The organism is Mesorhizobium sp. RCC_202 (genome assembly GCF_041355295.1).
Classification (GTDB): Bacteria; Pseudomonadota; Alphaproteobacteria; order Rhizobiales; family Rhizobiaceae; genus Mesorhizobium.
Genome location: NZ_JBFUPO010000003.1, coordinates 432,579 through 446,290 on the forward strand (window position 1 = coordinate 432,579; position 13,712 = coordinate 446,290).

Consider the following 13,712-nt stretch of genomic DNA (forward strand, 5'->3'; position numbering starts at 1 on the left):
TTCGCCCGGCTTCGACGCGCCTGCAAGAAAGTTCTCTCAAACAAAGGACAAATCACATGACAGATCTGGCAGAGGCCGGGTCCGTGGCTTCGCGGCCGGCGGGCAACCTGGCGCCGCCTCCGGCTTCCGGGGACAACGGGTCCGCCCCGGCGGCCGGTAGAAGTTGGTTTGACGGTCTTTCCGAAGGCAACCGCAAGCTCGCTGAAGCCAAGGGCTGGACCAGGGCCGAAAACCTCGATCGGGTTTTCACATCCTATGCGGAACTGGAACGGCAGCAGGGCGAAAGCCTGCGCGTTCCGTCAAAGGACGCGCCGAAGGAGGAATGGGACAGGTTCCATTCCAGATTGCCTGAGGCCATGCGTCCTTTGACCTCGGCCGAAAAAGTCGAATACCGGCGGCCGCAAAACCTGCCGGAAAACTTCGCCTATTCGGACGAGCTCGCCAATGCCTCCAAGGCCTGGGCGGTCGAAGCGGGCGCCAGCCCGAAAACCGCGCAGGCCTATCACGACCGCTTCGTCGGCTACATGGCCGAGCAGGCAGCCCAGCAGCAGGCGGCGCTGTCGCGCTCGGTGGAAGTCACGCATGACGAACTGGTGCGCGACTGGGGGCCGACCAACAGCGATGGCTTTCGCCAGAAGCTCGAGGTCGCCAACCGGGCGATGAAGAAGCTGGGATTGGTCAACGCCTACAAACAGAGGGGCATCCTTCTGCCCGACGGCGCGCTGACCGATCCGCAGGTCGCCCGGGCCTTCCATGCCATCGGCGAGGCGATGTTCCGCGAAGACACGATCGACGCCGACGGAGTGCTGCAGGGCCAAAATCCCTTCCGGCGCAACGCCGCCGGCGAGCGCAACATTTCGGCCATCTCGGCTCTTGTCAAAAGCGACCCTCAACGTGCCCGGCGGCTGGCCAGGGATGCGGGCGAAAACCCCGATCTCTGGATGCCCAACAACCCGCTCTGACTCTTTGGCTTGGCGCAATTTCCGCACGGAAAGCGACGGCGAAGTTGCCGCGCCTCACCGTTTCACACATTTCCCGGAATTGCGTCCTCGCCGCCTCAACCCTAAAGGAACAAAAGAATGGCAGACGCCTATACCCGCATCGCGGACGCGATCGTTCCGTCCGTCTATGCCCAGTACTCGTTCGAGGAGCACGTCCAGTCCCTCGAAATCTACCAGGCCGGCATCCTGTTTGCCGACCCCTCGATCTCCTCGAAACTTTCGATGGGCGGCCGCTCGGTCGACATGCCCGGATGGAAGGATCTCGGCAACGATCCGTCCGAGCCGGTCAATGACGATCCGGCCGACTCGATCGAGATGAAGAAGATCGGCTCGCGCCGCGAGGTCGCGGCCCGCAACGTGCGCGCCCAGGCCTGGGGCGTTCCGGACCTCACCGCGATCCTTGCCGGCGACGACCCGCAGAAGCTTATCGTGCGCCGCCAGACGGAATACTGGCAGCGCGCCAATAAGCTGACCTTGCTCGGCATCCTCAAGGGCGTGCTCGCCGACAATGTCGCCAATGACGCCGGCGACCTGGTGCGCACCACCGGCGCCTCGATCGTCGACACCGACATCATCGAGGCGGCCTATCTGATGGGCGACCGCGCCGACAAGTTCCGCACCATCTGGATGCATTCCAAGCAGATGAAGGCGCTGAAACTCGCCGACCTCATCGACTACGTGCCGTCCTCCGAACAGGGCGGGCCGCTCATCCCCTATTACATGGGGCTGCGCTGCGTGGTCGACGACGACATCCCGGTGGCGGGCGGCGTCTACACGGCCTTCATGTTCAAGGACAAGGCGATCCTGTGGAACGAACTGCCGGTCAGCTCCGAAGGCGGGCCGCTCGAGTTCGACCGCAAGCCACGCCAGGGCCATGGCGGCGGCGTCACCGAAATGGTCGGCCGCCGGCACTTCGTCGCGCATGTCCCCGGCACTCGCTTCCTCGACGCTTCGACCGTCGGCGAATTCGCCACCGACGCCGAGCTGGCGCTGGCGGTCAACTGGGACCGCACGGCGTCAAGCGTGAAGAACATGAGCTTCATCGCGCTGAAGACGACGGAAGCGTAAGGCCGACGAAGCGCTCCTCTCCCCGTCTCTATACAGGGAGAGGACACCGGCAGGCGGGGCAGCGCCGGCGCTTCAAGTTGCCGCTGCCGGCGCTGCCCCTCATTGCCCTGCCGGGCATTTCTCCCGTGAACGGGGAGAAAGACGCAACTCACCTCCCACCCACGGATCACTGACCCATGGCCATCACCCCGCTCGACATCGCCAACATGGCGCTCGCCGTTCTCGATGAGGCGCCGATCGACAGTCTCGATCAGGACGTCAAGGCGGCGCGGCTCTTGAACCTGCATTTCGATCTCACCCGCGAAGGCGAACTGGCCAGGCATGCCTGGGTGTTCGCCATCCTGTCGGCATCCGTCCCAGGTTCGGCGACGGGCGGTGGCGATTGTACGCTGAACTATGTCTACGAATTGCCGGCCGACTGCATCCGACCGCTACCGTTGACGCGAAATGGCGAGCCGGATGGCGTGCCCATTTCCTGGCGCCAGGAGGCGGGGCTGATCTACTCAGACCAACCCGGTCCGCTGACCATCCGCTACCTCGCCAACCTCACCGATCCGAACGACTGGGACGCGCTGTTCACCGAAGTGCTGGTGGCGGCCTTGGCCATCAAGATCGCGCATCCGCTGACCCACAAGTCCGGCATGATCGACATTGCGCGCGCCGCCTACGACCGCGCCCTCGACACCGCCTTTTCCGCCAACGCTATCCAGCGCGGCGGTCGGCTCTACACCAGCGCCTGGGCGACAGCGCGCGGTGATTTGAGGAGCTTTCGCTAGATGACTGCGCTCTATCCGGTCCAGGATGTCTTCACCCGTGGCGAGATCTCGCCCAGGCTGCACTCGCGCGCCTCGCTCGATCTCTATCGGGCAGCCCTCGCCAAATGCGAGAACTTCATCACCCTTCCGCATGGCGGCATCCGCGCCCGCGGCGGCACCTATTTCGTCGGCGAGGTGAAGACGTCGTCGAAGAAGACGCGGGCAATCCCCTTCGTCTTCTCTTCGGACCAGGCCTATTGCCTGGAATTCGGTGACCTCTACATCCGCGTCTACGCTTACGGCGCGCGTGTCGGCACGGTCGAGATCGCATCGCCTTATCTGGAGGCGGACCTGTTCGATCTGCAATATGTGCAGTCCGCGGATCAGATGTGGATCACGCACCGCAACTACCCGTCAAAGACGCTCACCCGCACCGCAAACACAACGTGGACGCTTGACGACTTCGAAATTCAGGATGGCCCGTTCGACGACATCAACGACACCTCGACAACGCTGACCCCGGCGAGCACCGGACATGCGACGCCGAAGATGACGGGACTGACCGCGCCAAGCGGCACAGTCACGACCGACACCAGCGTCGCCGTTGCTTGGCAGGTGTTTAATCGAAGCATCGGCGAAAGCGTCAAGATGTCGGCCGACAGCGCGGGATGGCTTCAGTACCAATTTCCATCCGGGCAAGGGAAGGTCGTCAATCACTACTGGATAGCCGCTTCGGCCAACGCAGCGCAGTATGGCGATACCCCGACCCAGTGGACGCTGAAAGGCTCCAACAACGGTACCGATTACGTGTCGCTCGACAGTCGCAGCGGCGAGCGCGGTTGGTCAGGCTCAGAAGCCAGGTTCTACGACTTCCAGAACCAAACGTCCTATGAGTACTACAAGTATGAGTTTTCGGGCGGCGGCGGGCCGGATGCCAGCGGAAGCAGCATTGCTGAATTGGCCATGGCCGAAAGCGGCGACGCAATGGCGCCGTTCGACCTCACGGCTTCATCGATCACCGGCATCAACGACGGCGCCGGTTTTCAGACGAGCGATGTCGGCCGGCTCATCCGCCTGCTCGGCTCCGATAATGTGTGGCGCTGGTGCAAGATCACCAGCCGCACCAGCGCGGCAGTCGTCAAGGTCAGGATGTATGGGCACGCGCTGCCCGACGCCTCACCAGTCACTCGCTGGAGGCTTGGCACGCTGGTTCCCGGCAAGTATCTGGAAAGCGGCTCCCTCTTTGAAGAGCGCCTGGCCTTCAGCCGCAAATTCTCGGTCTATGCGTCGAAGACCGGCGACTTCGACAATTTCACCTTGGGCGAAAAGGACGATGATGCGCTGGAATTCGTCCAGGCCGGTGGCGGCCAGGCCAACGACATCGTCTGGATCGCGGATTCCGACGGGGCCTTGCTCATCGGCACCAGCGGCGGCGTGCGCGCTCTGTCCGGCTCAGGCATCGACGAGGCGCTGACGCCGTCATCCTTCAAGAACAGGCGCTCGCGCACCCTGGGCTGTGCCAGCATCCGGCCGGTCGACGCCGGCCAGTCGTTCCTCTACGTGACCCGCTCGCGCAAGGCCATTGCCGAGCTCACCCAGGTGCAGACCGGACGCTACCAGTCGGATGACATCGGGCAGATCTCCGAGCACATCCCGAAAAAAGGCGTCGTCGAACTCGCCTACCAGACCGACCCGGATCCGATCCTTTGGTTTCCCCTGGAGAACGGGGAACTCGGTGGCTATACGCACCAGCCGTCTCAAGAGGTTCGCGGCCTGCACCGCCACCGTATCGCCGGCTCGTTCGGCGGTTCGGATTTTGCCATCGTCGAAAGCGCATGCGTTACCCCGGGCCAGACCGGCGTCGATGCCGTCTGGCTGATCGTCAAGCGCACCATTGGTGGGGTGACCAGACGCTATATCGAGATGATGCAGGCGCCATTCGAATATGGCGACCTCGGCGATGCTTTCGCCGTCGACTGCGGCCTGGCTTATTCCGGCGCCGCCGTCGGCACCGTGTCAGGGCTGACCCATCTCAACGGCCAGACCGTGGATGTCCTTGCCGACAGCAAGGTCTACAAGGGTCTGACGGTCGGGTCGGGGCAAATCACCTTGCCCGCCGGCGCCACCGCCGCGAAATGGCAGGTCGGGCTGCCGTTCCAGAGTGAGGCCGACACGCTGGAACTCGATGTCGGCGGCCAGGACGGCTCGCTCATCGGGCGCCGCAAGAAGGTGGCGAAACTCATCCTGTCGCTGCTCGAGACCGACACGACTGGCCTCGAAGTGCAGTCCTGTCTGCGCGGCCGCTGGGAAGCCGTGCGCATGCCCTCGATCGTGGCGCCCGACGGCAAGGCAAAACTCTACACCGGCGATGTCGAGGTGCCGATCGACGACAGCTGGGCCGGGCAGGGCAAGGTGCGGATGCGCCACGTCAACCCGACGCCGTGCACGATCAGGGCGTTCACGCCGGTGTTCGACGCGGAGCCGTAGGCGCCGACGCAGAAGCAGAAGCAGAAGCAGGAGCAGAAGCAGAAGCTGCTGATCTCCTGCTTGTTGGGGGAGATTGGTTCTCCTCCGCTCCACCACCCAAGGAACCCACTCATGACCTCCCATGCCGAAGCTCTCGGCAGGGCGCGGACGGCTGCGGATTTTGCCGCCGTCATCGCCTTGCTCGACACCGACCTTGCCGAGGCCGTCGCCAGCCGCGAAGGCCTCAGCCACGCAGAAGACCGCGCGATTTTCGGCGACGGCGATCTCGCCGCCGCCCGCGCCTCGCTCGACAATTGCGACGACACGATCGCGCAGCTCGAAAAGGTCATCGCCGCCGCCAGCAGCCGTCAGGCGATTGCGGCTCAGGCCGAAGCGCGCGCCGATATCGAGGCGCTTGCCGACGAGATCGAAGGCAAGGCCGCTTTGCTCGGCGCGCGCTGGCGCGCCGCGCGCCGGCTGGTCGAGCAATTGCGCGAGGAACTGTTCGAGGCCGACGCGCTGTCGCGCGCCATCGCCACCGCCAACGGCCTGTTCGACGGCGCCGGCCTGTCACGCCTGAAGGTGAGCCTTGCCGCCATCCGCCGCGCCGCCATGGCCGGGTCACGCGCGGCTGCCCCCGCGCGCCTCAGCCGTGCCGGCTTGGCGGCCGACCGGCAGCTTCTGTCGCTGCTCGGCACCGGCGGCGCGCTCGACCCGCGCCCCTCACTGCGCGCGCCCGTCGTCGGCGCGGTCAAGAATCCCAAGCGAGGCTGAACCATGTGCACAATAGCCCTTATCGGATTGGCAGGCACGGCCGTGTCGGTCGGCGGCGCCCTGATGCAAGGCGCCCAGCAGCAGCAATTGGCCAACTACCAGGCCAAGGCCTACGAGCAACAGGCGCAGGCGGACGCTCAAGCCGCCGCCTTCGACCAGAACCAGGAGCGCCGCAAGCAGGATCTGCTCCAGGCCCAGGCGCGCGCCCAGGCCGGCGCATCCGGAGTCGGCATTGCCGGCTCGCCGACGGAAGTGCTGGCGGCGAATGCCCGGCAGGGCCAGACGGACCTCGACGCGATGCAGTACGGCTCGCAACTGCGCCAAAACAATTTGAACGCGCAGGCTGCGATCTCGCGCTTCCAGGGCAAGCAGGCGATGACGGCCTCGATCTTCAAGGCCGGTAGCGGCCTCATCGACGGGCTGTCGGGCCTCTACGATCCGGCCAGATCCGTGACGTTCGGCGGCTCGTCGCTCTCGCCGCGCGCCAGCGGGGCCATTATCGGCGGCTACACGGGCCTATACTGAAATGGTCCATGTCATTCCCATTCTGACCGGCGAGCGGCGGCTCGATACCGGCAATCCGGTGCAGTATCCGGACTCTTCGCCCGTCGGCGAGGCGGTGGCGCAGTTCGGCGATCGCTGGCAGGCGGCCGCCGAGCGCTACGAGCAGCGCAAGGCGCAGCAGCAGGCTTTCGACACCGAGATCGCCGCGCGAAGGCTGAATGGCGAGATCGCCAAGGCTGAAGCCGATGCCGTGGCCAACGCGCCCGCCGACGGCGCCGGCCTGCACGACGCCATGTACGGCCAGGTCGATCCGCGCACCGGCCAGGTGGTGAGGACCGGCTGGTTCGACACGCTGTTCGGCAATTTCCTGAATCAGGTGCCGGACGACCTTCGCCCCGGCCTTGCCGCGCGCAAGGAAGCGCTGCGCGCTGTCGGCGGACGGCGCATGGCGGGACAGCAACTTCAGCGCCGCAAGCAATATGAGCAGGACCAGGTGTCCGAGGTTCAGACCGCCGAGCTCAACAACATCGCGCAAAGCGACCCGAACGACCAAGCCGCCTTCGATGCTTCCCGCCAGACCGGCCTCGATCTCCTCGCCAAGATGGACCTCGACCCCGGCATCAGGCTTCAGGCCGAAGCCGCCTGGCGCGCCGGCACGGCGAAGGCGCGCATGCAGGCGCTGATCGCGCAAGACCCGCGCCGCGCCGCCGAGATGCTGAGCGGTGGCGCGGTGGCCGGCGACGGCATGGGCGAGACGGTGCGCGCGCAGCTTGGTGCGGCGCAGAGGGAAGCAGCCGCAAAAAAAACCCCGGACGAAATGGTGGCGCAGGCGTTTGGCGAACTGCCGCCGTCGGATAGCCAAACGGCTATCCTTCCCGATGTCGTCACCTACCTGAAGCCCGGCGATATCGCCGCGCTGAAGGCGCAGGCGAACAACGCCACCGCCGCTCAGATGATCGGTGCGCATGCGAAAGTCATGCTTGCCGAGCAGAACGCGCCGGCGGTCATCGCTGCCACCGGCAAATATCCTGAAGAGGAAGAGCCGACCGCGCAGGACTTCTTCAACGTCTATGGCGCGGAGGAGGGCTCGAACCGTTTCAAGCATTTCCGGATCACCACCGGTGTCGCCAAGGCCTATTCCGACATGCATGCGGCGTCGAACCAGGCGATCCATGCCGAGCTTCGCGATGCCGAACCGGGACCCGACGGATCGCTGGAAGAGCACGAACAGCACGAGATCAATACCGGCGCCGCCCAACTGATCATGGCCGCCCGCGACGCCGATCCCGTCGCCTATGTCAGTCAGCTGTTTCGGGGCGACGCTCCGGATTGGAGCAAGGTCAAAACGCCAGAGCAATTCCAGGCCGCCATTGCGTGGGCAAGAGCTGCCCAGCAGCAGTTGGGTCTCAATAAAAAATTGCCGCTGCCTTGGGATTTCGCTGACCGGCAGGCTGCGGAATACATCGACCCGAGCAAGCCGTTCAACGGGCGCCTTGCCGAGTTGAGCTCTCTTGTCCTGGCGGTTCGCGACCCGGGCGCCCGCAGGGCGATTTCGAAGCAAATCGCACTGCTGGCGGAAGCCCGGTGGCGAGCCAGGGCCGCTAAGGATCCGAGCATCACGCCGGAGTTGCTGGAAGCGCAGGTCGCGGTCCTCAAGAAGGGTCTCGATTGGGTCGGGGAGCATCCCGCCCAAGCTCAATACAGCACCTTGTCGTGGCTGCAGCAGCCTGGCGTGGCATTTAGCGACATCGGCCGAACCATAGCCAAGGGTGCGACCGCCGGAGGCGCGGACACGCTTGTCGCGAAGCTAGCACCTTCGGAACCGGGCGAGAGCTATGAGCAACGTCTGGCCCGCGAGCAGGCTGAGACAGAGGATGCGCAGGACAGGGCTGGCTACGCCGGTTGGGTAGCCGAGGCTCTTGGCGCCGGTTTGACCGGTTATGGCGCAGCGAAAGGGCTGTTTGGTTTACTGGGTCGAGCTGGAGCCGGCGCTGCGGCGGAAGGCGGCGGCTTGGCTGGCTTCGGCACACGCACAGCCGTGGGTGCCGCGACTGGTGGCGCCTACGGCGGGGTGTACGCCTACAACACCGATGAAAGCATTCCCGAGGGCGTACTCAGCGGCGTGCTTGGGGGCGCTGGCGGCAATGTTCTTGCCGAGGGACTCGGTGCGATTGGCAGCCGGATAGCGGCGAGATTTTCAGCTAGTTCGACCGTTGCAAAGCCAAAGGTCATTTCGGATGATGTAGACCCATCAAAATTGGTCGCCAAAGCGGAAGAAATGCCGTTAGGCGCCTCGACCGATGAAGTCATAGCGAGGCCTTATTCGCACCTAAAGGATCCGCCAACTGTGGGGCCGGGCAAGGATTTCACCAGAGTACAGAAGGTGAAGATGGCTGAAGAGAACATGAGAAGGAACGACGGAGTTTTAAGAGATGACGAAGATGGGTTAGAATTGGTTCCGGGTAAGAAGAGTAAAAAAGGCGTAACGCCACCGAAAAATGAAGCTCAATTTGACCATATTGATCCGGTATCGCCTGCCGATAGGTCAAAAACTCCTGGAACAAATAGCTATAGTAATGCAAGGATTGTGGCGGGCACGAGAAATAGAAAGAAATCTAACAAATAGAGCTAGAAATTATGATTTGGAAATTCGAAGATCCGGAAAACGTAGCTGTTTTTGTAAACAGGAAGGCTATACGCGGCAACGGGTGGATTGCTCGCGTTGTGCATGACAATGACGATGGAGCATGGCAATTTCACGCGCACGATTCAGAGGAATTTGATGATGACGACATAATGATTATGGCCTTAAGAAAAATAGTCGATAAGGATGAGACTGTCATGGAGTTGGCTGATTTACCTTATGGTTGGCACGCTTGGCGTGAGACAAAATCTTCACCATGGAAGCGAGCCAAGAGAGCTGGCGAGCCATAAAAGTACTTTTGAGAGGGTGGAGCCGACTAGGTCATGAACAACACTGCAAAGCACTATTTCTGATATGTTCAAGGAGTTGCAGCCAGATCTGAGGCTTCCGCCATTCGTATGGCTCAAAGCGAACGGTCTAGCGAACCACGACGATTACGGTGACAGTGCACCTAATTGCCGAAGCGTCACCCGCGAAAGCCGTATCCGGTTCACGATTTCAGCATAACATGGCCCCGTTGGATTCAAGTGTCAACCGAAGCCTAGGTCCCCAGATATATCACCAAACAAAGCATCTGCCCTCTGGGACGAGAATCGGCAAAGTAACGATCGGAGATCGGTAATGTTTCCAAAATTTCAGCGAAGCTTTTCTCCAGATGCAGGCGGTAAGCCTGAACTCGCCAGGATAGACACCGGCGTACCTAGCCTGAACGAACTGTTTTCCAGCTTCAGTGGCGTCTCATTCAACCACGGGCTTTACCGTATCGTCCGCGCTCAGGATTTGGCTGCCTGGAGCAGCAGAATAGTCTTGGGCTTCCCTGCATTTGCCGGGCGGGTCACCTGTTTTGGGTACGATTGGCTGGGCAGTACATTCGCCATCGACACCAAACGAACCGAGGGTGGAGAGCCTGGTGTCGTGATGTTCGAGCCAGGGACCGGCGAGGCGCTTCAGATACCAGCCAATGTCCGGACTTTTCATGAAGTCGAATTGGACGAGTATCAGGACGCCGCGTTGGCCTCGAATTTCTACGCGACATGGCGCGGGAATGGCGGCGCCGAACCTGCCTATGACCAATGCATCGGCTACAACGTCCCGCTCTTTCTTGGCGGGAAAGATGATAGCGAAAATCTGGAACTGACGGACCTGGAAGTCTATTGGCACATCACGGCTCAGCTCATTGCGAAGACGAGGGGGTTGCCTCAAGGGACGCGGATAAACGTCAAAGGCGGGTGACATCGAGAGAGCTGAAAACGACCCAAATATCTCAGCACGATCCTGTGCAACGGGCCGCGGGTCGGAGCGAGTGATGGGACGCAGATCCAGGCGGCATTCTTTTTAACGGGGGTGAGCTTGAATGCAACTTTTAATGCATGTATGAAATCTTAGGTTGCAAAACGTGGAGCGAAGGGCCTGGAGGCGGTCATTTTCGCCTTTGGTGGCATTCGGTGATAGCCGCTTCAGAATCTCGAACGTATTCACGCGTAGACAAGGGGGAATTATATGGGTGCAGGTTCTGCCGCGATGCTGCTCGGGGCGTTGGTTCCGACATTTTTGCTAAGCCGCTTGTTGCTATGGATCACAAAGCGCCGGAACGGGGGCGTGGCGCGCCTGTTGCTGGTGCATGTCATTTGCGCGGCGCTCGCCGTTGTCGCCGCGGCCTACGGCTACTCACACACCGGGGCGCCAGACTGGTCTCACAGCCCAGTCTATGTCGTCGCTCAGTTGGTCTGGCTGATTGTCGACTTCGTTCGCGGGCGTCGCCGACAAAGCCAGCCTGCAAGCTGATAGCGCATAGACCAATAGGAAACCCCAGGCGCGTCGGTCTTATCCAATGGACAACCCTGCAAAGCTAGACCTGGCCAGCGTCATCCGCTTGCCACCCGTTGATGTCAGCACCGGAGACGCCGACCTCGATTCCGCACGAACTGAGGCTCGTCAATATCTCCAATTCTACAACTGGGTCGTATCCATCAAAGGCGAATATTTTGGATATGGCGCCGATGGAATAATCTACATTTTCCTGTTTGAGATAGAGCCGGGACGACCGGAGGTGAACCAATGGACTTGGGTGATCGTCGGCGACTTGCCACCAACCTATATCCCGGCTGACGACGCCAGGACACCCTTCGAGGCTCTTGATGGTTACATCGGCGCCCTTGAAGATTGGGTCGAGGCGGCGCGCGAGGGGAAGTCGGTGGCCAAACTGATACCGGTCAATGTCGATGCAACCCCCGCAAACGCCGAAATGCTGGCGAGCCGCCTCAAATTTCTCGACGAGAGAATTCTTCCGGAGCTTAAAACATAGTTGAACCGTGCGGTGGCAGTGGCGCTCGGCCAAGTTAGGCGGCCACATGACTATCTGCGCAAGCGCCCCGAGAAGGGCCGGGACCGCCCGGTCTCAATCCGCGCACTCCCTCTAAAAATCCTTTTCAAGCCTCGCTTTCGCGGGGCTTTTTTCATGGAGCAAGCCTTATGGCCCGACCTGCAACTGCCGCCGTTCGCCTGTTGACCGGCGAGCGCGAACCCGTGCGCCTGGCGACCACGGCAAACATTACCCTTTACGGCTTGCAGACCATCGATGCCGTAGCCGCCGAAGTCGGCGACCGCGTGCTGGTCAAGAACCAGGCCGACCAGACGCAAAACGGCATCTACACCGCAAGCGAAGGCCAATGGTCCCGCGCCGCCGACGCCCGCACCGCGCGCACGCTGCAGAAGGGCACGACGGTGCATGTGCAGTCTGGCGCGTTGATGGGGTCGAAGGTCTTCTGCTTCCAGACCGACGAGCCGGTTATCGATACCTCACCGATCTCGATCACGCTTTACCTTTCCGAGAACACGCTGGGCGATGCTCAGACCGCCGCCACCAATGCTGCGGCCAGCGCCACGGCTGCGGCAGGTTCTGCGACGGCGGCGAGCACTTCGGCAACGAACGCCGCGAACTCGGCGACTGCGGCCAATACCTCGAAAAGCAATGCCGCGACCTCCGAAACGAATGCTGGCAACAGCGCGACGGCGGCGGCTAGTTCGGCAACGAGCGCTTCGACCTCGGCAACCACTGCCGGGAACAGCGCTACCGCGGCGGCAACGTCGGCAACAAACGCGGGCAATAGCGCAACCGCTGCATCTGGCTCTGCGTCGACGGCGTCAGCCGCTGCGACCAATGCCGGCAATTCGGCGACCGCTGCCGCGGCAAGCGCCACGGCTGCGGCCAACGCGGCCCAGGCAATGCCCTACGTCTATTCGACCACCACGGCCGATGCAGATCCTGGAAATGGCATCTTCCGTTTGAACAATGCGACGATCGGCTCCGCAACGATCGCTTACATCGACAACCAGGACAGCGATGGCACAGGCCAGACCGGAAACCTGGACACGTTCGATGACAGCACGAATACGATCAAAGGCAAGCTGACGATCCGGTCGAAAACGACGGCGGCGACCAAGCACGTGTTCAATGTCACCGGCTCCGTGGTTGATGGAACTGGCTACCGCAAGCTGACGCTGACCTATGTCGGCGGTGCCGGAGCGCTGGCAAACGCCGAAGCCTGCTGGTTGGAATTCGCGCGAACTGGAGACAAGGGCGCCGACGGTGCGGGCACGGGTGACTTTTCGGGGCCGGCTTCATCGGTGACGGACAACCTTGTCAGCTTCGCAGGCACAACCGGCAAGACTGGCAAAGACAGCGGCCTTGCAGCCGGATCGGTTGCGACTGGGCCGGCGTCGGCCACTTCGGGGAATCTCCCGAGCTTCAATGGAACGGGCGGCAAAGTCCTGCAGGACAGCGGCGTTGCTGTGAGCAACGTGGCCTTGAAGGCATCGTCAAACACTTTCGCAACGTCCCAGCAGATCACGCTGACTGGCGCTCAAGCTATAGGGGTCAGCGGCGGGCCTGCGCTAGGCACCTATGGCCTCATGGTCAATGCCCCGAACAATGCGGGCGCCGCGGCATTCATCACCCTTCAGCGCAGCGGAAATTACGCCGGCAATCTCGGCCTGGACACAGACAACGCCCTAAAATGGGGTGGCTGGTCGATGGGCGCGAATGCCTATCGGATTTTCCACGAGGGGCTATCGGGCGCGATTCCCTATGCGGCGCTCGCCTCGGCGGCTATCGCCTCGAATAGCGAATTCCAGCTCGGTACTGCCAGCAAGTTGCTCACTGCGGCGGCGCTGAAGTCGACGGTGGCTTATCAGACACTCACGTCGGGTGCTTCAGTCTCATGGGATATGTCGCTGGGCAACAACGCATCGTTGGCCGCCGGCACAAACGTTACGATCGGCAATCCGAGCAACGCGATACCGCAGTTTGGTTTCGTACTGAAAATCACTGCCGTCACCTCGGCGCGCACTGTGAGCCTGAGCGCGAACCTCGTGCCGGCGGCTGGTGTCGAGAGCTTCCCGCTTACCGTCCAGACGACGGAAATCGTCTTCCTGGTGGGCTTCGTCGACACGACGAGCCGCCTGGTTATCACCAGCATTTTGAGGACCTAGAAAGGAGAA

General features: G+C 62.2%; 12 protein-coding genes. All 12 read left to right on the forward strand.

Translation table 11 applies throughout. The annotated features are described in order from the left end of the window. The first annotated feature begins 56 nt into the window (after window positions 1-56). Window positions 57-962, forward strand: a complete 906-nt coding sequence (locus AB6802_RS09555; protein WP_371009822.1) for a hypothetical protein — start codon at window positions 57-59, stop codon at window positions 960-962. 117 nt (window positions 963-1,079) lie between these two features. Continuing rightward, window positions 1,080-2,069, forward strand: a complete 990-nt coding sequence (locus AB6802_RS09560) for a Coat protein (RefSeq protein ID WP_371009823.1) — start codon at window positions 1,080-1,082, stop codon at window positions 2,067-2,069. A gap of 176 nt (window positions 2,070-2,245) precedes the next feature. Then, on the forward strand, window positions 2,246-2,845 hold the full coding sequence (locus AB6802_RS09565) for a hypothetical protein (RefSeq protein ID WP_371009824.1): 600 nt from the start codon (window positions 2,246-2,248) through the stop codon (window positions 2,843-2,845). After that, entirely contained in the window at window positions 2,846-5,311 is a 2,466-nt protein-coding gene (locus AB6802_RS09570) for a hypothetical protein (RefSeq protein WP_371009825.1), read from the forward strand. 111 nt (window positions 5,312-5,422) lie between these two features. Further along, the gene (locus AB6802_RS09575) at window positions 5,423-6,064 is read left to right on the forward strand and encodes a hypothetical protein (RefSeq protein ID WP_371009826.1); all 642 of its coding nucleotides are present in this window, start codon (window positions 5,423-5,425) and stop codon (window positions 6,062-6,064) included. A gap of 3 nt (window positions 6,065-6,067) precedes the next feature. Continuing rightward, window positions 6,068-6,589, forward strand: a complete 522-nt coding sequence (locus AB6802_RS09580; protein ID WP_371009827.1) for a hypothetical protein — start codon at window positions 6,068-6,070, stop codon at window positions 6,587-6,589. Between the two features lies 1 nt (window position 6,590). Continuing rightward, the gene (locus AB6802_RS09585; protein ID WP_371009828.1) at window positions 6,591-9,194 is read left to right on the forward strand and encodes a hypothetical protein; all 2,604 of its coding nucleotides are present in this window, start codon (window positions 6,591-6,593) and stop codon (window positions 9,192-9,194) included. Between the two features lie 11 nt (window positions 9,195-9,205). After that, complete coding sequence (locus tag AB6802_RS09590) at window positions 9,206-9,502, forward strand: hypothetical protein (protein WP_371009829.1); 297 nt, start codon at window positions 9,206-9,208, stop codon at window positions 9,500-9,502. Window positions 9,503-9,833: 331 nt separating this feature from the next. Further along, window positions 9,834-10,445, forward strand: coding sequence for a T6SS immunity protein Tdi1 domain-containing protein (locus AB6802_RS09595; RefSeq protein WP_371009830.1), 612 nt, complete (start codon window positions 9,834-9,836; stop codon window positions 10,443-10,445). A gap of 267 nt (window positions 10,446-10,712) precedes the next feature. Beyond that, a complete protein-coding gene (locus tag AB6802_RS09600) occupies window positions 10,713-10,997 on the forward strand; it encodes a hypothetical protein (protein WP_371009831.1) in 285 nt (94 codons plus the stop codon). Window positions 10,998-11,043: 46 nt separating this feature from the next. Continuing rightward, window positions 11,044-11,517, forward strand: a complete 474-nt coding sequence (locus AB6802_RS09605) for a hypothetical protein (protein ID WP_371009832.1) — start codon at window positions 11,044-11,046, stop codon at window positions 11,515-11,517. A gap of 167 nt (window positions 11,518-11,684) precedes the next feature. Next, window positions 11,685-13,703: a hypothetical protein gene (locus tag AB6802_RS09610; RefSeq protein ID WP_371009833.1), complete on the forward strand. Its 2,019-nt coding sequence runs from the start codon at window positions 11,685-11,687 to the stop codon at window positions 13,701-13,703. Window positions 13,704-13,712: the final 9 nt, after the last annotated feature.